22 protein-coding genes and 1 other RNA gene are annotated in these 22,167 nt (G+C 42.6%); all 23 read left to right on the top strand.

All coding sequences use genetic code 11. From position 1 onward, the window contains the following. The first annotated feature begins 213 nt into the window (after window positions 1-213). The 23 genes from K5Q22_RS06875 (at window position 214) to K5Q22_RS06765 (ending at window position 22,062) form a co-directional block, all read left to right on the top strand. Window positions 214-1,662: a PTS sugar transporter subunit IIC gene (locus K5Q22_RS06875; protein WP_023371749.1), complete on the top strand. Its 1,449-nt coding sequence runs from the start codon at window positions 214-216 to the stop codon at window positions 1,660-1,662. A gap of 58 nt (window positions 1,663-1,720) precedes the next feature. Further along, window positions 1,721-1,999: a PTS sugar transporter subunit IIB gene (locus tag K5Q22_RS06870; RefSeq protein WP_009910950.1), complete on the top strand. Its 279-nt coding sequence runs from the start codon at window positions 1,721-1,723 to the stop codon at window positions 1,997-1,999. Window positions 2,000-2,061: 62 nt separating this feature from the next. Further along, window positions 2,062-2,547 (top strand): PTS sugar transporter subunit IIA, encoded by a 486-nt coding sequence (locus tag K5Q22_RS06865; RefSeq protein ID WP_012027941.1) that lies wholly within the window; start codon window positions 2,062-2,064, stop codon window positions 2,545-2,547. 10 nt (window positions 2,548-2,557) lie between these two features. Further along, a complete protein-coding gene (locus K5Q22_RS06860) occupies window positions 2,558-3,220 on the top strand; it encodes a 3-keto-L-gulonate-6-phosphate decarboxylase UlaD (RefSeq protein ID WP_002939878.1) in 663 nt (220 codons plus the stop codon). A 5-nt stretch (window positions 3,221-3,225) separates the two neighbouring features. Further along, the gene (locus tag K5Q22_RS06855; RefSeq protein WP_205014102.1) at window positions 3,226-4,089 is read left to right on the top strand and encodes an L-ribulose-5-phosphate 3-epimerase; all 864 of its coding nucleotides are present in this window, start codon (window positions 3,226-3,228) and stop codon (window positions 4,087-4,089) included. Continuing rightward, window positions 4,089-4,805, top strand: coding sequence for an L-ribulose-5-phosphate 4-epimerase (locus K5Q22_RS06850; protein WP_205014098.1), 717 nt, complete (start codon window positions 4,089-4,091; stop codon window positions 4,803-4,805). Before K5Q22_RS06855 ends, K5Q22_RS06850 begins: the two co-directional genes overlap by 1 nt. A gap of 84 nt (window positions 4,806-4,889) precedes the next feature. Further along, complete coding sequence (locus K5Q22_RS06845) at window positions 4,890-5,507, top strand: hypothetical protein (RefSeq protein ID WP_012775380.1); 618 nt, start codon at window positions 4,890-4,892, stop codon at window positions 5,505-5,507. A 124-nt stretch (window positions 5,508-5,631) separates the two neighbouring features. After that, window positions 5,632-7,320, top strand: coding sequence for a transcription antiterminator (locus K5Q22_RS06840; RefSeq protein ID WP_205014096.1), 1,689 nt, complete (start codon window positions 5,632-5,634; stop codon window positions 7,318-7,320). 109 nt (window positions 7,321-7,429) lie between these two features. Then, complete coding sequence (gene ulaG / locus K5Q22_RS06835; RefSeq protein WP_002938500.1) at window positions 7,430-8,521, top strand: L-ascorbate 6-phosphate lactonase; 1,092 nt, start codon at window positions 7,430-7,432, stop codon at window positions 8,519-8,521. Between the two features lie 211 nt (window positions 8,522-8,732). Further along, entirely contained in the window at window positions 8,733-10,703 is a 1,971-nt protein-coding gene (tkt, locus tag K5Q22_RS06830; protein ID WP_105183954.1) for a transketolase, read from the top strand. Window positions 10,704-10,982: 279 nt separating this feature from the next. Continuing rightward, window positions 10,983-11,510: a tRNA adenosine(34) deaminase TadA gene (tadA, locus tag K5Q22_RS06825; protein WP_029170954.1), complete on the top strand. Its 528-nt coding sequence runs from the start codon at window positions 10,983-10,985 to the stop codon at window positions 11,508-11,510. Between the two features lie 36 nt (window positions 11,511-11,546). Further along, window positions 11,547-11,636, top strand: an RNA gene (gene ffs / locus K5Q22_RS06820) — signal recognition particle sRNA small type. Between the two features lie 137 nt (window positions 11,637-11,773). Further along, on the top strand, window positions 11,774-12,322 hold the full coding sequence (locus K5Q22_RS06815; RefSeq protein WP_239514859.1) for a hypothetical protein: 549 nt from the start codon (window positions 11,774-11,776) through the stop codon (window positions 12,320-12,322). 40 nt (window positions 12,323-12,362) lie between these two features. Further along, on the top strand, window positions 12,363-13,784 hold the full coding sequence (locus K5Q22_RS06810; RefSeq protein WP_105119793.1) for a glycosyltransferase: 1,422 nt from the start codon (window positions 12,363-12,365) through the stop codon (window positions 13,782-13,784). Between the two features lie 103 nt (window positions 13,785-13,887). Beyond that, entirely contained in the window at window positions 13,888-15,237 is a 1,350-nt protein-coding gene (locus K5Q22_RS06805; protein ID WP_105143643.1) for a glucose-6-phosphate isomerase, read from the top strand. A gap of 235 nt (window positions 15,238-15,472) precedes the next feature. Beyond that, entirely contained in the window at window positions 15,473-16,273 is an 801-nt protein-coding gene (locus K5Q22_RS06800; RefSeq protein ID WP_105143644.1) for an SDR family oxidoreductase, read from the top strand. Window positions 16,274-16,282: 9 nt separating this feature from the next. Continuing rightward, window positions 16,283-18,112 (top strand): HTH domain-containing protein, encoded by a 1,830-nt coding sequence (locus K5Q22_RS06795; protein WP_105143645.1) that lies wholly within the window; start codon window positions 16,283-16,285, stop codon window positions 18,110-18,112. A gap of 22 nt (window positions 18,113-18,134) precedes the next feature. Beyond that, window positions 18,135-18,611 carry a transcriptional regulator GutM gene (locus tag K5Q22_RS06790; protein ID WP_099871531.1) on the top strand — a complete coding sequence of 159 codons (477 nt, stop codon included), beginning with the start codon at window positions 18,135-18,137 and terminating at the stop codon, window positions 18,609-18,611. Between the two features lie 18 nt (window positions 18,612-18,629). Continuing rightward, window positions 18,630-19,169: a PTS glucitol/sorbitol transporter subunit IIC gene (locus K5Q22_RS06785; protein WP_205014094.1), complete on the top strand. Its 540-nt coding sequence runs from the start codon at window positions 18,630-18,632 to the stop codon at window positions 19,167-19,169. A gap of 18 nt (window positions 19,170-19,187) precedes the next feature. Continuing rightward, the gene (locus K5Q22_RS06780; RefSeq protein WP_105143646.1) at window positions 19,188-20,174 is read left to right on the top strand and encodes a PTS glucitol/sorbitol transporter subunit IIB; all 987 of its coding nucleotides are present in this window, start codon (window positions 19,188-19,190) and stop codon (window positions 20,172-20,174) included. A 32-nt stretch (window positions 20,175-20,206) separates the two neighbouring features. Next, a complete protein-coding gene (locus K5Q22_RS06775) occupies window positions 20,207-20,572 on the top strand; it encodes a PTS glucitol/sorbitol transporter subunit IIA (RefSeq protein WP_044775969.1) in 366 nt (121 codons plus the stop codon). 120 nt (window positions 20,573-20,692) lie between these two features. Beyond that, window positions 20,693-21,433: a metallophosphoesterase gene (locus K5Q22_RS06770; protein WP_136628017.1), complete on the top strand. Its 741-nt coding sequence runs from the start codon at window positions 20,693-20,695 to the stop codon at window positions 21,431-21,433. A 104-nt stretch (window positions 21,434-21,537) separates the two neighbouring features. Beyond that, a complete protein-coding gene (locus K5Q22_RS06765) occupies window positions 21,538-22,062 on the top strand; it encodes a hypothetical protein (RefSeq protein WP_136628016.1) in 525 nt (174 codons plus the stop codon). Window positions 22,063-22,167 lie beyond the last annotated feature (105 nt).

Genomic DNA, 22,167 nt, shown 5'->3' with positions numbered 1-22,167 from the left:
TTCTAATTTTTTAGATAAAATAACGTCTATTTATTGATTATTAGAATAAATGGGCTGGTGAACTATAGGGAGGAATTCTGATTAAATCAGCTATTAAAGTTCGGAAATAGTCCAATAGTGAACACAAGCCTGTGCTTTATTTGGTCTTTTTGTTTCCGCTTACATAACTTATAATAAAACCATAAAAATCATTTCAAAAAAGGAGAATGAAAAATGGATTTCCTTCAAACCCCATTAAACTGGTTCTCACAGAATATCCTGCAGAATCCAGCCTTCTTCGTAGGTCTTTTAGTATTGGTGGGCTATGCCCTTCTTAAGAAAAAGCCTCATGATGTTTTTGCAGGGTTTATCAAAGCGACAGTCGGCTACATGATTTTGAACGTAGCAGCCGGTGGTTTGGTAACAACCTTCCGTCCGATTTTGGCGGCTTTGAACTATAAGTTCCAAATTGATGCGGCAGTTATTGACCCTTACTTCGGTCTTGCAGCAGCAAATGGGAAAATTGCTGAGGAGTTCCCTGATTTCGTATCAGCAGCTACCACAGCACTCTTGATTGGTTTCGGTGTCAACATCCTCTTGGTGGCACTACGTAAGGTTACCAAAGTACGTACTCTGTTCATCACTGGACACATCATGGTACAACAAGCAGCAACAGTCTCATTGATGGTACTCTTCCTCATCCCAGCTCTTCGTAACCAATTCGGTACAGCAGCGATCGGTATCATCTGTGGTATTTACTGGGCAGTCAGCTCAAATATGACAGTTGAAGCAACGCAACGATTAACAGGCGGCGGTGGATTTGCCATCGGTCACCAACAACAATTCGCTATCTGGTTTGTCGATAAGATCGCACCAAAACTTGGTAAAAAAGAAGAAAACTTGGACAACTTGAAGCTACCTAGCTTCCTCAACATCTTCCACGATACAGTTGTTGCTTCAGCAACCTTGATGCTTGTGTTCTTCGGTGTGATTTTGTTCATCTTGGGTCCAGAAATTATGGCAAATCCAGAAGTTATCACTTCAGGTGCTCCATACAACCCAGCTAAACAAGCCTTCTTTATGTATGTGATTCAAACAGCCTTCACCTTCTCAGTATATCTTTTCATTTTGATGCAAGGTGTCCGCATGTTCGTAGCAGAATTGACAAATGCCTTCCAAGGTATCTCAAGCAAATTGCTTCCAGGTTCATTCCCAGCGGTAGACGTTGCAGCTTCTTACGGCTTTGGTTCATCTAACGCAGTTCTTTCAGGTTTTGCTTTCGGTTTAATCGGTCAGTTGATTACAATCGTTCTCTTGATTGTCTTCAAGAGTCCAATCCTCATCATCACTGGTTTCGTACCTGTATTCTTTGATAACGCAGCTATCGCAGTGTACGCTGACAAACGTGGTGGTTGGAAAGCCGCAGCTATCCTTTCCTTCATCTCAGGTGTCCTTCAAGTTGCTCTTGGTGCAGTCTGCGTTGGCTTGCTTGAATTGAGCGGTGGTTACCACGGAAACATTGACTTCGAAGTGCCATGGTTACCATTTGGATTTGCATTTAAGTACCTCGGTATTGCTGGTTATGTCCTTGTCTGCCTCTTCTTATTGGCTATTCCGCAACTTCAATTTGCGAAAGCAAAAGATAAGGAAGCATACTATCGTGGCGAGGCACAAGCAGAATAGTATCCTTGGTCTGTAAAATCAGAACATAATGTATTAAAAATAAAATAGGAGTGAAATTATGGTTAAAGTTTTAACAGCCTGCGGAAATGGCATGGGCTCATCTATGGTCATCAAGATGAAGGTAGAAAATGCCCTTCGTCAACTCGGCGTAACAGATTTTCAATCAGCTTCCTGCTCAGTTGGTGAAGCAAAAGGTTTGGCGGCAGGATATGATATTGTCGTAGCCTCTAACCACTTGATTTCTGAGTTGGAAGGTCGCACGAAAGGTCACTTGGTTGGTCTTGACAACCTCATGGACGACAACGAAATCAAAACAAAATTACAAGCAGTGCTATAAATAGCCGTTAGGGGTAGGGAGTTTCCCTCCCCCTTTCATATAGCGTGTAGAAGGGAAAAACTATGAATTTACAAAAATCATTTACAGAAAATAATTCCATTCGCTTGGGATTGACAGCGGAAACCTGGCAGGAAGCTGTTCACAAGGCTGTTGAACCGCTGATTGAAAGTGGTGCTGCGACAGAAGAATACTATGATGCCATCATTGCCTCTACCGAAGAATATGGTCCCTACTATGTTCTCATGCCTGGTATGGCTATGCCTCACGCCCAAGCAGGTGTTGGCGTCTTGAAGGATTCCTTTGCTTTGATTACCTTGACAAAACCAGTCGTCTTCTCAGATGGGAAAGAAGTGTCTGTTCTGCTCACTCTTGCAGCTACCGATCCAAAGATTCATACATCTGTAGCTATTCCACAAATTATTGCTCTCTTTGAATTGGAAAATTCGATTGAGCGTTTGATTGCTTGTCAAACTCCTGAGGAAGTCTTGGCAATGGTAGAAGAGTCCAAAAACAGTCCTTACCTAGAAGGTTTAGATTTAGAAAGTTAGGAGAAAAAACATGAAACATATTCCAAATTTACAAGTTGCCCTTGACCATTCAGACTTGCAGGGAGCGATTAAAGCAGCTGTCTCCGTTGGTCATGAAGTGGATGTTATCGAGGCAGGTACCGTTTGTTTGCTTCAAGTTGGTAGCGAATTGGTAGAAGTGCTACGTAGCCTCTTCCCAGACAAAATTATCGTTGCAGATACCAAGTGTGCGGATGCGGGTGGTACGGTTGCCAAAAACAATGCCGTTCGTGGTGCGGACTGGATGACTTGTATCTGTTCTGCCACTATTCCAACTATGGAAGCTGCTTTGAAGGCTATCAAGGAAGTGCGTGGTGACAAGGGTGAAATCCAAATCGAACTCTATGGTGACTGGACTTATGAACAGGCTCAACTCTGGTTGGACGCAGGTATTTCCCAAGCGATTTACCACCAATCTCGTGATGCCCTCCTTGCTGGCGAAACTTGGGGCGAAAAAGACCTCAATAAAGTGAAAAAATTGGTTGATATGGGCTTCCGTGTTTCTGTGACAGGTGGTTTGGACGTTGATACCCTTAAACTCTTTGAGGGAGTAGATGTCTTCACCTTTATCGCAGGTCGCGGTATTACAGAAGCGGCAGATCCAGCAGCTGCGGCGCGTGAATTTAAAGACGAAATCCGTCGTATCTGGGGGTAAAGCCTATGGCACGACCAATCGGAATATATGAAAAGGCAACACCCAAGCACTTCACATGGAAGGAACGCTTGGAGTTTGCCAAAGAATTAGGTTTCGACTTTGTGGAAATGTCGGTGGATGAGAGCGATGCACGTTTGGCTCGTTTGGAGTGGACCAAGGAAGAGCGTTTGGAGCTGGTCAAGGCTATCTATGAAACAGGTATCCGTATTCCGACCATTTGCTTCTCTGGTCACCGTCGCTACCCACTAGGTTCCAATGATCCTGCTCTTGAAGCTAAGTCCTTAGAAACCATGAAACAGTGTATCGAACTGGCTCAGGATTTGGGCGTTCGGGTCATCCAGTTGGCTGGCTACGACGTCTACTATGAAGAAAAATCGCCTGAAACCAGAGAGCGTTTTATCAAGAATCTTCGTAAGGCCTGCGACTGGGCTGAACAAGCTCAGGTCATGTTGGCTATTGAGATTATGGATGATCCATTTATCAACTCTATTGAAAAATACCTAGCTGTTGAAAAAGAAATTGACTCACCATATCTCTTTGTTTATCCAGATACTGGAAACGTGTCTGCTTGGCACAATGACATTTACAGCGAATTTTATCTGGGACACCGTTCCATCGTAGCCCTTCACCTCAAAGATACCTATGCGGTAACCGAAAATTCTAAAGGTCAATTCCGTGATGTCCCGTTCGGTCAGGGCTGTGTGGACTGGGACAATATGTTTGCAGTCTTGAAAAAGACCAACTACCAAGGTCCATTCTTGATTGAGATGTGGTCAGAAAACTGCGAAACGGTTGAGGAAACACGAGCTGCTATCAAGGAGGCACAAGATTTCCTCTATCCATTGATTGAGAAAGCGGGGTTGAACTAATGCGAAAAGATTTACAGGAAATGCGTCAACGGGTTTATGAAGCCAACATCGCCCTACCTGCTCATGGGCTCGTCAAATTTACCTGGGGCAACGTATCAGAAGTCTGCCGTGAACTTGGTCGCATCGTCATCAAGCCCTCTGGTGTGGACTATGAAAAATTGTCCCCAGAAAACATGGTGGTGACCGATTTGGACGGAAATGTGGTGGAAGGAGACCTCAATCCGTCGTCTGATTTGGCGACCCACGTTGCCCTCTACAAGGCTTGGCCAAATGTCCATGCTGTCGTTCATACGCATTCGACAGAAGCAGTGGGTTGGGCTCAGGCAGGTCGTGACATTCCATTTTATGGGACAACTCATGCGGACTATTTCTACGGTCCGGTACCATGTGCCCGTTCCTTGACGGCTGAGGAAGTAAACTCGGCCTATGAAAAAGAAACAGGAGCAGTTATCATCGAGGAATTCGAGCGTCGAGGCATTGACCCAGTTGCCGTTCCAGGAATTGTTGTCCGTAACCATGGACCATTTACCTGGGGCAAGGATCCTGCTCAGGCAGTTTACCATAGCGTTGTCCTTGAGGAAGTGGCTCGGATGAACCGCTACACAGAGCAGATTAATCCACGGGTGGAGCCAGCACCAAGCTATATCATGGACAAGCATTACCTCCGTAAACATGGTCCTAATGCCTACTATGGACAAAAGGGTGACGAACATTAAATTCTTGTGTGAAAAAAACAGTAGGGAAAAGTAGCAGACTCCCCAAAAGGGAGAACTGCTTTTTCCCTTTTGATGAGGAGAAAGATGAGGAAATTTTTACAGGATAGTCTGACAGAGACAGCCTACTATTTAGAATTGATTTTATCTGCCATACTTGGCTTAGCCCTTTTAGCCTTATCAACGCTTCTCTTTGCAGACCTGCTCAGCTCATTAGCTGGTGATATTCAAGCGGATACGTTTATTCAAAATTTTCTGAGTCGTGCAATGACCTTGGCGGTTGGAGTCGAATTTATCAAAATGCTTTGCAAACAGTCACCTAGCACCGTGATTGAGGTGCTCCTGGTTGCCATTGCTCGCCAACTGATTGTAGAGCATGGTTCTAGTAGTGATTACTTGATTGGAATTATTTCGGTTGCCATCCTATTTGCAGTGCGAAAATACCTCTTCACTCAGTTTGATGATTCCAATAATATTATCATGCGTGCCAGCCAGAAAGTAAAAGTGGCTAATATCATCGCACGAGTAAAAATTCCAAGTGAAGGTAGCGAGACTTTGAGAGATTTTGTGACACGAAAACTCAATGAAGAGGAGAAAACCATTGCTATTGGTGCCTGTGTATATTTGAAAAATGTTGCCCTTCGGATAGATAACATGCACGGAGAACTGATTACCCGAGTAGAAATTATTAAAAGCATCTATTAATTCTAACTACAAATATTTATGCAAAATAAAACAAGTAATAATCGGATGAATTTTAATAATTATTAGAATATCTAAGGTAATTATGTTAAGATAGTAATGGGACGGGGGAAAGAGGAGGAGAATCTTGTTATTAGATAAGAGTAGTTGCGCTCTACTGAGGTACCTGATTGGTCTGCAGGAACCTGAGACAATCATGGCTATTTCCAAGGGCTTGCAACAATCACGTCGAAAAATCTATTACCATCTAGAAAAAATCAATGATGCCTTACCAACAACTGTAGAGAGTATTGAAAGCTTACCTCGCATCGGTATTCGACTTACCGAAGCGCAAAAACTAGCCTGTCGAGATCTTCTCGATTCCATTGATTCGTACACCTACGTCATGAGCATGCCTGAGCGCATTCAGCTGATGTTGGTATATATCTGTATCACACCAGAAAGAGTGACCATTGAACGGCTGATGGAGTTGACAGAAGTCTCTCGTAATACGGTCTTAAATGATTTGAATGAAATTCGAACCCAGTTGGCTCAAGAACAATACAAGATGACCCTCTATGTATCTAAGAGTCAGGGCTATAGTCTGGTTTGTCACCCTTTAAATAAAATCCAATATGTCCACTCGCTTCTCTATACCATCTTCTTGGACGCCAATAAAGGTTTTTTGCAGGTTCTAGAAGATAAGTTGTTTGAGTTGGTAGGGTGTCAGTTGCTCTTCTCAGAAGAAATGGCACAATTTTTACAGGGACAAGTATCGCAGTTAGAAAAGAAACTAGGCAAGAAAATCAATCGTTACGAGATCGAGTTTATGCTCAAAGTATTGCCTTTTTTGCTCCTTAGCTATCGCAATATGGAGCTGGATGACTTGGAAGAACGAGCCATTCTCAAAGAATTTGAACAAGTTCGAGAGCGTATAGAGTACCGAGTTGCTCAGGAATTGAAAGATGCCTTGTTGCAAACCTTTGATTTGAAATTGGATGAAATAGAAATCTCCCTGATTGCCATTCTACTTCTATCCTATCGAAAGGATAGCGATGTTCATGTATTCAGCCAAGATTTCATTGACTTGAAGCGTGTGGTAGAGCGATTTATTCATCATTTTGAGATACATTCACCATTTGAATTGGAAAATCCAGATGAATTAGCCAAACATCTCTTGGCACATTGCAAGGCTCTGTTGTTCAGAAAAACCTACGGCATCCTATCTAAAAATCCAATGGTCCAACAAATCCAAGATAAATACGGCACCCTGTTTGCTATGACACGGGTTTCTGGAAAGATTTTGGAGGAGGAGTGGCAGATTGATTTATCCGATGGAGATATTGCCTATTTGACGATTCATCTAGGAGGTGCTATTCGACGTAGTGGGACGCGCAAGGCACAGACACAGATTGTCTATTTAATCTGTGATGAAGGGGTGTCAGTCCAACGCTTACTTTATAAACAATGCCAGCATCACTTGCCAGATAAGAAGATTGGCGCCGTCTTTACCACTGAACAATTCAAGAGTGTCGAAGACTTACTAGAGGTTGATTTCTTGATTACAACCAGCGATGGGTTGGAAACGGATTTCCCTTTGGTTCAGGTTCACCCCATTTTAGATTTTGATGATGTGCTAAACATGACTCATTTTGCAAAATATCGTAGTTTGGCAGATGAAAAACAAGTTTTTGCAGTAGAACTAGACAAGCTTTTGTCGGGATATATCGCAGACGGAAGGGCCGCTCGAGAACTCAAACAACGGCTACAAAAACTGATTACCAATGAATTATTAACCAATTTATCCAGTCAAGATATTGAAACAGATCTGTATTAGGGTAAAGTCCAAGTGTGAACACAAGCCTGTGTTTTATTTGGTCTTTTTTTTGTTGCCTTTGGAGCATATACTAGAAGCATAGAAACGTACCTTATAGGAGGAATGGAAAATGGCTAAAGTTCAAGATATTACAAGAGAATCCTGGATTCTTTCAACCTTCCCAGAATGGGGAACTTGGCTCAATGAAGAAATTGAAGAAGAAGTAGTGCCAGAAGGCAACTTTGCTATGTGGTGGCTTGGCAACTGCGGTGTCTGGATTAAAACACCAGGTGGTGCGAACGTGGTCATGGACCTCTGGTCATCACGTGGAAAATCCACTAAAAAAGTGAAAGATATGGTTTGGGGACACCAGATGGCTAACATGGCAGGTGTGCGCAAATTGCAACCAAACTTGCGTGTGCAGCCAATGGTTATCGACCCATTTGCCATCAATGAATTGGACTACTACCTAGTATCGCACGTCCACAGTGACCACATGGACATCAGCACAGCCGCTGCCATCATCAACAATCCAAAGTTGGACCACGTCAAATTTGTCGGTCCAGTTGAAAGTGGCGACATCTGGGAAAAATGGGGTGTGCCTGCTGACCGTATTATCCGCATCGCACCAGGTGATAGCTTTGAATTCAAAGACATCAAGGTCCACGCAGTTGAGTCCTTCGACCGTACTTGCTTGGTGACACTTCCCATCGAAGGTTATGACGAAAATGGTGGTAAATTAGCAGGACTTCCTGTGACAGATGAACTCATGGCTCGCAAGGCAGTCAACTATGTCTTTGAAACACCTGGCGGAACCATCTACCACGGTGCAGACTCCCACTTCTCAAACTACTTTGCAAAACACGGTCGTGACTTCAACATCGACGTTGCTATCAACAACTACGGTGATAACCCAATCGGTATCCAAGACAAGATGACCTCAATCGACCTTCTCCGTATGGCAGAAAACTTGCGTGCTAAGGTAATCATCCCTGTTCACTATGACATCTGGTCTAACTTCATGGCGTCAACAGATGAAATCTTGCAGCTCTGGAAAATGCGTAAGGAACGCTTGCAATATGATTTCCATCCATTCATCTGGGAAGTTGGTGGCAAGTATACTTATCCGATGGACAAGGACCGTATTGAATATCACCACCCACGTGGCTTTGATGATTGCTTCTTAGAAGACTCAAATATTCAATTTAAGGCTTTGTTATAAGATTTAGAACTCTCTTGCTCCATAGAGACGAGGAGAGGTACTATAAACTCTGATAAAGTATTAAATGTGCGAATTACTACTGTTCACTCCAAGGGCGGGACGAAAGTCCTGCCTCTTTTCTACGGACAATTTATTTCTCGCTTCATTTCAAACAGACATAGAAAACGCTTTATGGTATAATAAATTCATGACTTTAAAAAAGGAGAAAAACATGTCAAATCTTTCAGTCAATGCGATTCGTTTCCTTGGTATTGATGCCATCGAAAAATCAAAATCAGGTCACCCAGGTGTCGTCATGGGTGCGGCTCCAATGGCCTACAGCCTTTTTACTAAAGAACTTCGTATCAACCCAGCTCAGCCAAACTGGGTGAACCGTGACCGCTTTATCTTATCAGCAGGTCATGGGTCAATGCTCCTCTACGGACTTCTTCATTTGTCAGGATTTGAAGATGTCACTATGGATGAAATCAAGAACTTCCGTCAATGGGGTTCAAAAACACCAGGTCACCCAGAATTTGGTCACACAGCAGGTGTAGATGCAACAACAGGTCCTCTTGGACAAGGTATCTCAACTGCGACAGGTTTTGCGCAAGCAGAGCGTTTCCTTGCAGCTAAGTACAACCGTGATGGTTTCCCAATCTTTGACCACTATACTTACGTAATCTGTGGTGATGGCGACTTGATGGAAGGTGTTTCTGCAGAAGCGGCTTCTTACGCAGGTCTTCAAAAATTAGAAAAACTCATCGTTCTTTACGATTCAAATGACATCAACTTGGATGGTGAAACAAAAGACTCCTTCACAGAAGATGTACGTGCCCGTTACAATGCTTATGGCTGGCATACAGACCTCGTAACAGACGGTACAGATGTAGATGCCATCTTTGCTGCTATTGAAAAGGCAAAAGCAGCTGGTAAGCCATCTCTTATCGAAATCAAGACTGTTATCGGTCATGGTTCACCAAACAAACAAGGTACAAATGCCGTTCACGGTGCTCCACTTGGTGCAGAAGAAACAGAAGCAACTCGTAAGGCGCTTGATTGGAACTATGGTCCATTTGAAATTCCAGCTGAAGTCTATGCGGACTTTAAAGCTAATGTAGCAGACCGCGGTGCAGCAGCTTACGATGCTTGGGTGAAATTAGTTGAAGACTACAAAGTAGCTCATCCAGAATTAGCAGCTGAAGTAACAGCTATCTTGGAAGGTCGTGACGTAGTTGAAATCAAGCCAGAAGACTTCCCGGTTTACGAAAATGGCTTCTCACAAGCAACTCGTAACTCATCACAAGATGCCCTCAACGCAGCGGCTAAAGTCTTGCCAACCTTCCTCGGTGGTTCAGCTGACTTGGCTCACTCAAACATGACCTATATCAAGGAAGATGGTTTGCAAGATTCAGTAAATCCACTCAACCGCAATATCCAGTTTGGTGTGCGTGAATTTGCAATGGGTACTATCTTGAACGGTATGGCAGCCCACGGCGGACTTCGTGTCTATGGTGGTACCTTCTTCGTCTTCTCAGACTATGTCAAAGCAGCAGTTCGTTTGTCAGCTCTTCAAGGACTTCCAGTGACTTATGTCTTCACTCATGACTCAATCGCAGTCGGTGAAGATGGTCCAACTCACGAGCCGATTGAGCACTTGGCAGGACTTCGTGCTATGCCAAACCTCAATGTCTTCCGTCCAGCAGATGCGCGTGAAACACAGGCAGCTTGGTACTTGTCATTGACCAGCAAGTCTACACCATCAGCCCTTGTTCTCACTCGTCAAAACTTGACAGTTGAAGAAGGAACAGACTTTGACAAGGTTGCAAAAGGTGCCTATGTGGTTTACGAAGCAGAAGGCTTTGATACTATCCTTCTAGCATCTGGTTCAGAAGTGAACTTGGCAGTCAAAGCTGCTAAAGAACTAGAAGCGGCAGGCACTAAGGTTCGTGTGGTTTCTGTGCCATCAACTGAACTCTTCGATGCCCAAGATGCTGCCTACAAGGAAGAAATCCTTCCAAATGCCATCCGTCGTCGCTTGGCAATTGAAATGGGTGCAACTCAAGGTTGGTACAAGTATGTCGGTCTTGACGGTAAAGTCCTTGGTATCGACACATTCGGTGCCTCAGCTCCAGCCCAAACAGTTATTGACAACTACGGCTTCACAGTAGAAAATGTTGTGAAATTAGTTGGCGAATTGTAATAGAAAATGTCAGAGACAGCCTTTCGATGCTGTTTTTGACATTTTTTTTAAAAATTTTCTTGACAATATCGACAATGTAATATATTAATATATGCAAAAATAAATATTGCTCCCCCTACCTTCTCGACTGAGGAGGTATTTTTATATTTTTAAGGTGATAGAAGGGCAGCATTTTGAAAGAAATGTGTGACAAGGAAGAAGTAGTGTTAGATTAATTTTGATAGTAGAGAATAAAGAAGTGATTTTGAACTGTTATCAGGGCTGTGCTATAATAGACTTATGAACTATACACATGAAGAAAAAGAATATTTTATGACTCAAGCATTGCAGGAAGCTAGAAAGTCGCTAGAAAAGGATGAAATTCCAATTGGTTGTGTGATTGTCAAGGATGGCCAGATTATTGGCAGAGGGCATAATGCACGTGAGGAACTCAATCAGGCAATCATGCACGCTGAGGTTATGGCAATCCAAGAGGCTAACAATGTTGAGGGGAATTGGCGCTTGCTCGATTCGACCCTTTTTGTGACGATTGAACCTTGTGTGATGTGTAGCGGAGCTATTGGCCTAGCACGCATTCCGCAGGTCATCTATGGAGCAACCAACAAAAAGTTTGGAGCTGCAGGGAGTCTCTATGACATTCTGACAGATGAGCGGCTCAACCATCGTGTCAAGGTAGAAACAGGTATTTTAGAAGCGGAATGTGCCAATATCATGCAAGATTTTTTCAGACAACGCAGAGAAAGTCAGAAGGCTGCTAAGCTTATCATGAAAGCCCAAGAGGACCATGCAGACAATCCATCTTGTTAGGTCCCCACTTGCACTCTGGCCAAATTGTGTTATAATAATAAACGGAGCAACATTCGTGCGTGAAGCGGGTCAGGGGAGGAATCCAGCAGCCCTAAGCGAGGTCGAGTGTGTGCTCTTTTTGCGTATAATCTAAAACTCCTTTGAAATCAGGCTTTCAGAGGTTTTTTCTTATCTTATTTTTAGAAATAGGGGCAAGATAGGGGTGGCTTAAGAAAACTTTTTGGATGCTCTGCTATTCTACTGAGGAATAAGGAGGAAAGCCTATGTTTTTATTTGCCTTTCCAGGTATGGGAAAAACGACACTTGCTAAGAAATATACAGATGTTGTGGACTTAGAAATGTCCGACATTAAGTACGATAATAGCAGTGTTCGTCATTTAACGAAAGAGGAGCGAAAATCCACCAAACGTCCACTGAAGGATAAACGCTATAAAACAATCTATGTCAATAAGGCCTACACTCTTCATAGACAAGGAAAGACAGTCCTAGTAGCACTGAATTTTCTGATGAGAATGTTGCTGGCCATGTCTATACGCGGTGGTGTACCATTTCATATCTATATTCCCCACCCTTCGCTCAAAGAAGAATACCGCCAACGTTACATTTCAAGAGGCAACAACGACCGGTTCATCTTTGAAGTCATGTTCATTTGGTATCCTGCCCTCATTCCGCTTTACCTACTATCGAAGATTTTCCCGAAATGGATTACAGTAACCCAGTCGGGAGAGAATTTGGAGGATTATCGCTTGAAGAGTCTCTCTATTAGAAAAGACTGTTACCATAAAGGACTTGTTAAAGGAATGGTATTATAGTAAAATGAGGTGGAGATTAAATAGAAATTAGGAATCCTTTATGAAAGTAGCCTTCTGTGTAACTGATTCACACATTGACTATGTTATTACCACTATTGAAGCCATTTGTACTTATCATTCCACGGTAAAAGTAGCCATTCTTTCATCTGATTTATCAGATGTATCTAGGAAAAAGTTAAATCGTCTTCCAATCGAAGAACTAAGACTTTATACTGAGCTAGATAGAGGCAAGGTTGAGAAACTTCCAATGACAATGCACCATATCACATTGGAAACTTATTTTAGGTACTTTTTACCAGAATTACTATCTGACTGGGATAAGGTACTCTATTTGGATAGTGACTTACTAATTGCGGGAGATCTGACAGAATTTTGGGAAACAGATCTTTCAGATGCCTACTTAGCTGGGGTATCAGAATTGGATATTATTCGACATTATGCGGCCTACAAGAAGAGTATTGGCTTTGAATTAGATGAACTTTATGTGAATGCAGGTGTCTTATTGATGAACCTAGAAGCAATGAGACGAGATAATATCACAAATCTACTTTTCGCAGAAACAGAGCGTTTGACGGGACAGATTCAGTTTCAGGACCAAGATGTTATAAATATTGCTCTGAAGGGTAAAATCGTAGAGGTACCATTACGATATAACTATACTGCTGAGGCTATGCGACAAAATCGTTTACCGATTGAAGAAGTAGCAATATTCCATTACAATTCTGCTCATATTAAGCCTTGGATAAAATGGGATAAAAATTGGGAATCTCCTGTAGGTGAGATTATTTCTCTTTGGAGAAATAATTATAAGGAAGTAATGAAAGCGTACGGTGGTGTCAGTGTCATTGTAGCTTTTCGGAACCAAGAGGAAACATTAGGTCACACCCTATCAGCTCTTGTTAACCAGGCTTTTCATAATATAGAAATTATATTAGTTGATGCAAACTCCGATGATCAATCTTCGACAATTTGTCAAACTTTTTCTCAGCGAGACAGTCGTATTCAGTATCACTACCAGGCTGCCACATCATTAAACCAAGCTAGAGAGAGGGGATTACGGGCAGCAAGTAGACCATATATTCTTTTTGTTGAAGAGGGTGATTTTGTTTTTGATGAAGGTATTGCCGTTCTATATAAATTAGCAGAGTCAACCGAGTCGGATGTGTTAGTAGGTGCATTTGCTAGATTTAGAAGTGGTCGTTTTCAATTCCTCCCCTATCCTCCATATAGATTAGCACGTAAGTCACTCTCCACAATTGCGAATGAAATGCAGGCATCGAATGCACGCCATCTATTTTATACAAAGGTCTGGGGAAATCTCTATCGAAGAAATATACTGATGGGACTTCGTTTTACTGGGGATGACCAGCAACAAGAAACATTTGTCTGGGGAGCTCTTCAGCGAGCTCAGAATATTTATGTTTTAAACCAACAAGTCTATGTTTGTCGAGTAAAGGAATAAGCTGTCATAAAACATTTCATGAAAATAAATGAAAATTGATAAATTTCTTGAAAAAAATATGATAAAGCGTTATCATATTAGGGTACATAAATGGAGGAATAACATGACACATATTACATTCGATTATTCAAAAGTCTTGGGACAATTCGTTGCTCCACAAGAAATTGATTTTTTACAAAGCCAGGTCACAGCTCTCGATGCTGATTTACGCAAGGGAACTGGTGCAGGAGCTGAAATGCTCGGTTGGCTTGATTTGCCAGAAAACTATGACAAGGAAGAATTTGCCCGTATCAAGCAAGCTGCGGCCAAAATTCAAGCAGACAGCGATGTCTTGGTGGTCATCGGTATCGGTGGTTCCTACCTTGGTGCTAAAGCTGCTATTGACTTCTTGAACACATCATTTGTGAACTTGCAGACCAAGGAAGAACGCAAGGCTCCACAAATCTTGTACGCTGGAAACTCAATCTCATCTAGCTACTTGGCAGACTTGGTTGACTATGTGGCAGACAAGGAATTTTCTGTCAATGTGATTTCTAAATCAGGTACAACAACGGAGCCAGCCATTGCCTTCCGCGTCTTCAAGGAATTGCTTGTTAAGAAATATGGCCAAGAAGAAGCCAACAAACGTATCTATGCGACGACTGATAAGGCACGTGGTGCAGTAAAAGTGGAAGCTGATGCAAACGGTTGGGAAACCTTTGTTGTCCCAGATGATGTGGGTGGACGTTTCTCAGTCTTGACAGCCGTTGGTCTTTTGCCAATCGCCGTAGCAGGTGCAGACATCACTGCTTTGATGAACGGTGCCAATGCAGCTCGTAAGGACTACTCCTCTGACAAGATTGCTGAAAATGCTGCCTACCAGTATGCTGTTGTTCGTAACATCCTTTACAGAAAAGGCTACGTAACAGAAATTTTGGCCAACTATGAGCCATCACTTCAATACTTCAGCGAATGGTGGAAACAGTTGGCAGGTGAGTCTGAAGGCAAGGACCAAAAAGGCATTTACCCAACATCTGCTAACTTCTCAACGGACTTGCACTCACTTGGTCAATTTATCCAAGAAGGCTACCGCAACCTCTTTGAAACAGTTATCCGTGTTGACAAGCCACGCAAAAATATCTTGATTCCAGAAATGGCAGAAGATTTGGACGGACTTGGCTACCTTCAAGGTAAGGACGTTGACTTTGTCAACAAGAAGGCGACAGACGGTGTTCTCCTTGCCCACACGGACGGTGGCGTGCCAAATATGTTTGTCACTCTTCCGCAACAAGACGAGTTCACACTTGGCTATACCATCTACTTCTTTGAGTTGGCCATTGCCTTGTCAGGCTACCTCAACGGTGTCAATCCATTTGACCAACCAGGTGTAGAAGCCTACAAGAAAAATATGTTTGCCCTACTCGGCAAACCAGGATTTGAAGAACTGGGTGCAGAATTGAACGCACGTTTGTAAGCAGTAGCAGAAATAGCTATATAGAGACAGTCCTTCGGGGCTGTTTTTCGTTTGCCTCGAAATCATAATGGTAGCATTTTTCAGAAACTATTTAGTAAGGGCTAAATTTTTACTATACTAGAAGTGGAAGAACTTCTAGACACTATTTTTTATCGGTCTGGAAAATCCTGTCCTTAACTTTGAAGCGTTTTCAGTTTATACTGTAGGTGTTAGAAAACAAAGGGAGGACATGATAATGTCAGATTGGTTGAATATTCATGACAAGGTGTATGTTGTTACGGGTGGAAGTTCAGGTATCGGCCTAGCAATTGTAGAAGGATTGTTGGAACAGGGTGCCAAGGTCGCCAACTTGGATATCCGAGATTCAGACTTGACCCACGAGCGACTGCTCTTTATAGAAACAAACGTAGCCAGTCATCAGGCTGTAAAAGAGGCAGTTGCAAGAGTTGTGGAACATTTTGGAACCATTGATGGTCTGGTCAATAATGCGGGAATCAATATTCCAAGCTTGTTGGTCGATACGAAAGAAGAAGCTAGTCAGTATGAACTTGACGAAGCTAAATTTGATAAGATGGTAGGCATCAATTTCAAAGGTTTGTTCTTTGTATCCCAAGAAGTTGCTCGCGTTTTGGCCACCAAGGGTTCAGGCGTTATCATTAACATGGCTTCAGAAGCAGGTTTAGAGGGTAGCGAGGGACAAAGTGTCTATGCGGCTACCAAAGGAGCGGTTTATTCACTGACTCGGTCTTGGTCTAAGGAATTGGCCAAGCACGGTATTCGCGTGGTAGGAATTGCACCGGGAATCATGGAAGCAACTGGACTTCGCACTCTAGCTTACGAAGAAGCATTAGCCTATACACGTGGAAAAACAGTTGAAGAATTGCGTGCAGGGTATGGAAATACCAGCACTATTCCACTGGGACGTAGCGGTCGTTTGAGTGAGGTGGCGGACTTGGTCTGCTACTACCTGTCAGACAGGGCCAGCTACATTACCGGTGTGACCACCAACGTGGCAGGCGGAAAAACTAGAGGTTAGGAAAGAGAAATGAGTTTAGAGCTAAACAAAAAAGCCTTCTTGTATTACTTGTCATCTCATGCCAGTGTCAGTTACGATAGCTTGGAAGAGAGATTGAATCTATCTAGACATTCCTTGAAGTTATTGATAGAGGGGCTTTTGTATAGCTACGACCATATCTTTTCCATTCAAGAACAAGGTGGAAAATTAAGCCTACACATTTTTGACGAGGAAGCCTTCAAGATTTTGGTGACAGAGGATTTGCTACTGTCAACAGACTTGAATTCCTTTCATAAGCGGCAGGCAATTTTCTTCCAAACCTTATTAGAAACGGATGATTTTATTTCAGCCGATGTGATTGCAGAAGAGCTGGGAATCAGTAGGCGGAGCCTTAGTCGCGATATCAATCGGATGAAGGAAGTCTTGTTGACCTACCAGCTTGATTTGGAGTCCAAGTCGGGTGTGGGGATAAAACTTGTCGGGACAGAGTTGAACAAACGCTTGCTCTATCTCTATGAAGTCATGGATTATTTGGAGCACGAGTTGGAATTGCCCCACGAGTTGCTGGCGACCTATGCAGACTTTATGGACAACCACCGCTTTCCCCTAGATGTGGAGCGGACCTTCTTGTCTACTCTGAAATTGACCATTCTTCGAAAAGAGAAGGCAGTCGGAGAAGAAGGCTTGTCATGGTTTACCAGCCAAGACAAGCTGGACCTGCCGTCTATCTTCTATGATATTCTGGCCTACTTCTTAGGAAGAGAAATTAGCAGAGCAGAAAAAGCCTTTCTAACCTTTCCTATGCAGATTGGCTTATTGGCTTCAGAGATTGGACGACCAGATATTCTGGCAATGGCCGAAGAAGTCTTGGGATTAACAGTTCAAGAATTCGGAATTAGCTTGGACATTGAAGAAAGTGCTCTTATTCTGCAACGTCACTTGGTCTATATGCTCAATCGCAGTGTGATGAAGTGGCAGTTTACGGAGATTAGCCTGCGTGAACAACTGATTCAAAGTTCCTTCTCCAAGGTGGTTTCTCAATTTTTTGTAGAGCGTGTCATGGAACGGACAGGTTTGAGCATATCAGACAAGGAAGTGGTCCTATTGGCCGCCTGGATGGAATTGTTGCTGGCCCGTAAAAGCAAGCCCTTGATTGCCAAGGTGGCTGTCATCACCCAGTCGGGTCAGTCCTTCAGCTACTTGGTGGACAATCAGATTCGCCAGATTTTCAACAGTGAAGTGCAGTTGGATTTCTTGGACCTTGCCAATCATCCGCCGTATGAGGAGCTAAATCGGACCTATGACCTCATCTTTACAGATAATCTCTTGTATAGCCAGGAACTCTTCCAGCCCTTCTTATCCTTGTCTTTGGTTACGAAGGAAAACCAAGCAGAGCGGGAAGCCTTGGAACGTACAGTGCTAGGTCGTAAGATTCAGATGCACTGTCAGGTGGAACTGGCTCGATTTGATGAAGGCAAGAGTTATGAGGACAACAGGCAAGCCTTGCTGGAACAATTAGTCGCCAAACAGGTTATTGGACAGGAAGTGGCAGATAAGCTGCAGGAAAAAGAAGCAGCTCACCCCGCCATTTCTGAAAATGGCTATGCTTATCCACATTTGACAGATGCTAGTCTGGAGCAGATTATACTGGTGGTGCCTGTTCAGGATAGTTTGCACTTATCCAGTCAGACAGGCCTTGCGGTCCATGATTTTGTCCTGATTTTTGTTCCGTCAGAATTGGATGATTTTAATCAAGATTTACTATTTAATATTTTTGACAATACCTTCCGCATGGGCAAACGGTCGCATATCAAAGGGCGATTAGGAATTGACCAGCGGTCAGATATGCTGACCTTGTAAGGTAGAGGAATAGGAGGAAAAAATGGATTCTATTTATATATTGGGGGCGGTCGTGATTGTTGCCTATATCTTGCAAATCATCTTCGGCCTGAAACAATTGAAACATTTTAATACAACCTATTCTGAATTGCGAAAAAAAGGTCGTGTGGCTATCGGACGTCGATCAGGAAAAATCAAGGCTGGTACCATTGTCATGTTTGCAGTGGATAGGAAGGGCATGATACTTGATGCTAAACGAATGCAGGGAGTGACAGTTGTAGCACGATTTAAGTCTATGCCGAGCTACATTGGTCAAGATATCCATTATCTAGATACTTATAACCCAGTCGTTAGAAAGGAGAATAAGCTGTTACAAATTGCGATTGAAGATGCGAGGGAACTCTTTCTTAGAATTGAGGCAGGAAATTATAAAGATGTTCCCAAATTTGCACCAGTGTTGAATGTGGGCAACCAATTGAAACTCTTGTCCACTCGTCTTAAATTACAGTTCAAAAAATAAAAAACAAAGGAGTTTATTATGGACTATATTGTAAAATTTGCCGAAGGCTTTATGAATCTTTTCAAGCTAGGCGGAGAAACTTTTATTAGCTGGATGACTGGTATCGTCCCTGTTGTTCTCATGCTCTTGGTGGCTATGAATACCTTGATTGCCCTCTTGGGTGAAGAAAAGGTCAATAAGCTGGCACAGGCTTCTGCTAAAAACCCAGTCAGTCGTTACATGATTTTGCCGTTCGTATCTGCCTTTATCTTGGGCAACCCGATGTCTATCAGTATGGGACGTTTCTTGCCAGAATATTATAAGCCAGGATTTGTTGCAGCACAGATGCAATTCTGTCATACATCAAATGGTGTCTTCCCCCACATCAACCCAGGTGAATTGTTCGTGTGGATGGGGATTGCTTCAGGTGTTCAGGCTCTTGGTTTGAATACCATGGACTTGGCGATTCGTTATCTCTTGGTTGGTTTGGTGATGAACTTTGTAGGTGGTTGGGTCACAGACTTTACAACAGCTTACGTTTCCAAACAACAATGTATCACACTCAGCAAGACACTTTGATAGAAAGAGGATATTCCTATGGCATACAAAAGCATAAAAGTTGTAAAAGGTAGCGGTGGTTTTGGTGGTCCTCTGGTCATCACTCCGACAGATGAAAAACATAAATTTATATATATCACTGGTGGCGGTGAAAAGCCAGCTATTGTCGATAAAATCGCAGAATTAACAGGTATGGAAGCGGTCAATGGTTTCAAGACCTCTATTCCAGATGAAGAAATTGCACTTGCAATCGTTGACTGTGGCGGTACCCTGCGTTGTGGTATTTATCCTAAAAAAGGGATTCCAACCATCAATGTGATTCCAACAGGTAAGAGTGGTCCATTGGCTCAGTACATCACAGAGGACATCTACGTTTCAAACGTTGGTGTGGAACAGATTACATTGGCAGATGGAACAGATGCAGCAGCAGTAAGTGTGGCGACTGAGAAGAAGCCGACCTATGATACCAGCAAAAAAATCACTGAGCAACGTGCAGAGTCTAGCTTGATTGCTCGGATTGGTATGGGAGCTGGTAAGGTGGTTGCAACCTTTAACCAAGCAGCACGAGATGCAATTCAAACAATGCTACATACTATTTTGCCATTCATGGCCTTTGTATCTCTCTTGATTGGGATTATTCAAGGTTCTGGCGTAGGGAACTGGTTGGCCAAGTTAATGGTTCCGCTAGCAGGAAATATTTGGGGCTTGATTTTGATTGGTTTCATTTGCTCGCTTCCATTTTTATCTCCGCTCCTGGGGCCAGGTGCTGTTATTAGCCAAATTATTGGAACCTTGATTGGTGTGGAAATTGGCAAGGGCAACATTCCGCCACAAATGGCTCTCCCAGCCCTCTTTGCCATCAATACGCAAAATGGTTGTGACTTTATACCGGTAGCTCTTGGTTTATCAGAAGCAGAATCTGAAACAGTTGAAGTGGGTGTTCCAGCGGTACTCTACTCACGTTTCTTGAACGGTGTCCCACGTGTCATCGTTGCTTGGTTGGCCAGCTTTGGACTTTATAGTTAGATAAAAAATAGTGAATAGGATAGGATAAAAGGATGACAAAAATTTTTGAAGCAAGGATTGTAAGTGTCGGGGAACAAGCCCCAGAAATGATTAGAGAAGCAAATATGTTAATTTTATTTGGCATTGAGGCTCCTGCAGATTTAGCAGAATATTGCTACAAGATTAGTAACAAGGATTTGTCTGGTCCTATCCAGGTTGGTGGGCGATTGGTCATAGACGGTGTGGATTACCCAATTACAGCTGTCGGATCTGTTGTAGAACAAAATCTTCTAGCATTGGGGCATATCACCATTGCTTTTGATGGTTCCTCAGAAGGATCTCTGCCAGGGACACTTCATGTAGCGGTGGACAAGATGCCAGATTTACACGCAAATAGTATCGTTCAGTTGTTTGCATAACTGTGGCCACCATTTCTCTTGTTTACTAGTTGGTATCTCATCGACACTAGCTAATAAACAAGGGATTTTTATTTATCCAATTTCTTATGGTACAATAGTTCCATAGAAATAGGAGACTGTATGAAAAGAGAGTTTTTTGTAGTAGGAGATGTTCATGGTAAATTTGAACTCCTACTCGATATGTTAAAGAAATGGAATGAAGAGCGGCAACAACTGATTTTTCTAGGCGATTTGATTGATCGTGGAGAAAATTCAAAGGCTTGTCTAGAGTTGGTGCGACAGTTGGTCCGTGAAAAAGGTGCTATCTGTTTGACTGGTAATCATGAACGGATGTTTCTAGCTTGGTTACGCGATCCAGTTGATCGCTACGACCACTATCGGAGAAATGGTGGAGATACGACCATCAATTCCTTACTGGGGCGTCCCTTGGATGCACCGGTAGATGGCCTGGTAGATGCCAATGCAGTGATGGAACAATACGAGGACTTGATTGATTTTGTCAAATCTTGTCCTTATCACTTAGAGACTGAACGTTATATCTTCGTCCATGCAGGGGTTGATTTGACCTTACCAGATTGGCGTGAAACTAATAATCATGATAAGGTTTGGTTACGCACCCCTTTCCATGAGGCTGAAAATACCACAGGGAAAATGATTATTTTTGGACACACGCCTGTTTACAACCTCTTCCATACTCAACTCCGTATTAGTCAAATCTGGACTAGTCCAGATGGGAAAATGGGGATTGACGGGGGAGCTGTTTACGGCGGAGTTCTACACGGGATTGTGCTAGATGATACAGGTCTGGTGCAGGACTACATCGTCGGAGCTGTCAATCCGAGAAAAGAAATTGAAGATTAGATGATGATTGAAAATTAGGAGGTCAAACTTCTAATTTTTTTATTTTTATACTTGACAACGCATATATATATAATGGTAGTGTAAACAATTTCTTGGAGGATTTTATGAAAAAACTTACTTTCCTAACTTTGACTGCACTGTCAGTGTTTGCACTTGCTGCGTGTTCTACTACTGAACCAAGTAAAAAAGAAGCTACGGATACTTCTGGCAATGTTGCACAGTCTAGTTCTGAACAAGCAACTAGTACAAGCTACAAGGTAGGAGATACAATTGTATTTAAAGATGTAGCAGAAATTACAATTACGAATATTGCATGGACTGACGAACGAAATGAAGTGAGCGATATTGTTGCGAATAAAGTGCTTTTGGTAACCTATAATGTCACTAACTTGACTGATAAAGATTATGTTGTCAGTGAAGATATGGATTTGTATGTAAACAATAAAGTGACTGAAGGCTACCCAGTTGGAACAATACTCGAAACAATCGCACCAGGTAGAAGTATAGAAGGCGCAACAACCGCCTTTGCAGTAAACGAAGAGGGAACTTCTGAGTTAGAGGTTAAACCAGGGTTCCAGTTTAGTACAGATATAAAACCAGCAATTGTAAAATTTGATTTACCACAATAACTTTTAGGAGGCTAACTTAGCCTCTTTTTCATTTTTTTGCATTTCTTCCCAAATTTTCAGAAAATTTTGATATAATAGAAAAAATATTATTTTTAGATTGGAAAA

The sequence above is a fragment of the Streptococcus sp. 2018162 genome, assembly GCF_019754175.1.
Taxonomy (GTDB): domain Bacteria; phylum Bacillota; class Bacilli; order Lactobacillales; family Streptococcaceae; genus Streptococcus; species Streptococcus hashimotonensis.
The sequence above is the reverse complement of the archived record's forward strand: the minus strand, read 5'-3'. Positions and strand labels throughout refer to the sequence as shown.

Excerpts from the sequence above, each read along its gene's own strand:
- K5Q22_RS06790 (WP_099871531.1), top strand. The coding sequence starts at position 18,135 with ATGGATTCTATTTATATATTGGGGGCGGTCGTGATTGTTGCCTATATC.
- K5Q22_RS06815 (WP_239514859.1), top strand. The coding sequence starts at position 11,774 with ATGTTTTTATTTGCCTTTCCAGGTATGGGAAAAACGACACTTGCTAAG.
- K5Q22_RS06785 (WP_205014094.1), top strand. The coding sequence starts at position 18,630 with ATGGACTATATTGTAAAATTTGCCGAAGGCTTTATGAATCTTTTCAAG.
- K5Q22_RS06870 (WP_009910950.1), top strand. The coding sequence starts at position 1,721 with ATGGTTAAAGTTTTAACAGCCTGCGGAAATGGCATGGGCTCATCTATG.
- K5Q22_RS06860 (WP_002939878.1), top strand. The coding sequence starts at position 2,558 with ATGAAACATATTCCAAATTTACAAGTTGCCCTTGACCATTCAGACTTG.
- K5Q22_RS06810 (WP_105119793.1), top strand. The coding sequence starts at position 12,363 with ATGAAAGTAGCCTTCTGTGTAACTGATTCACACATTGACTATGTTATT.
- K5Q22_RS06765 (WP_136628016.1), top strand. The coding sequence starts at position 21,538 with ATGAAAAAACTTACTTTCCTAACTTTGACTGCACTGTCAGTGTTTGCA.
- K5Q22_RS06780 (WP_105143646.1), top strand. The coding sequence starts at position 19,188 with ATGGCATACAAAAGCATAAAAGTTGTAAAAGGTAGCGGTGGTTTTGGT.
- K5Q22_RS06865 (WP_012027941.1), top strand. The coding sequence starts at position 2,062 with ATGAATTTACAAAAATCATTTACAGAAAATAATTCCATTCGCTTGGGA.
- K5Q22_RS06795 (WP_105143645.1), top strand. The coding sequence starts at position 16,283 with ATGAGTTTAGAGCTAAACAAAAAAGCCTTCTTGTATTACTTGTCATCT.
- K5Q22_RS06845 (WP_012775380.1), top strand. The coding sequence starts at position 4,890 with ATGAGGAAATTTTTACAGGATAGTCTGACAGAGACAGCCTACTATTTA.
- K5Q22_RS06855 (WP_205014102.1), top strand. The coding sequence starts at position 3,226 with ATGGCACGACCAATCGGAATATATGAAAAGGCAACACCCAAGCACTTC.
- K5Q22_RS06875 (WP_023371749.1), top strand. The coding sequence starts at position 214 with ATGGATTTCCTTCAAACCCCATTAAACTGGTTCTCACAGAATATCCTG.
- tkt (WP_105183954.1), top strand. The coding sequence starts at position 8,733 with ATGTCAAATCTTTCAGTCAATGCGATTCGTTTCCTTGGTATTGATGCC.
- K5Q22_RS06770 (WP_136628017.1), top strand. The coding sequence starts at position 20,693 with ATGAAAAGAGAGTTTTTTGTAGTAGGAGATGTTCATGGTAAATTTGAA.
- K5Q22_RS06805 (WP_105143643.1), top strand. The coding sequence starts at position 13,888 with ATGACACATATTACATTCGATTATTCAAAAGTCTTGGGACAATTCGTT.
- tadA (WP_029170954.1), top strand. The coding sequence starts at position 10,983 with ATGAACTATACACATGAAGAAAAAGAATATTTTATGACTCAAGCATTG.
- ulaG (WP_002938500.1), top strand. The coding sequence starts at position 7,430 with ATGGCTAAAGTTCAAGATATTACAAGAGAATCCTGGATTCTTTCAACC.
- K5Q22_RS06775 (WP_044775969.1), top strand. The coding sequence starts at position 20,207 with ATGACAAAAATTTTTGAAGCAAGGATTGTAAGTGTCGGGGAACAAGCC.
- K5Q22_RS06850 (WP_205014098.1), top strand. The coding sequence starts at position 4,089 with ATGCGAAAAGATTTACAGGAAATGCGTCAACGGGTTTATGAAGCCAAC.
- K5Q22_RS06800 (WP_105143644.1), top strand. The coding sequence starts at position 15,473 with ATGTCAGATTGGTTGAATATTCATGACAAGGTGTATGTTGTTACGGGT.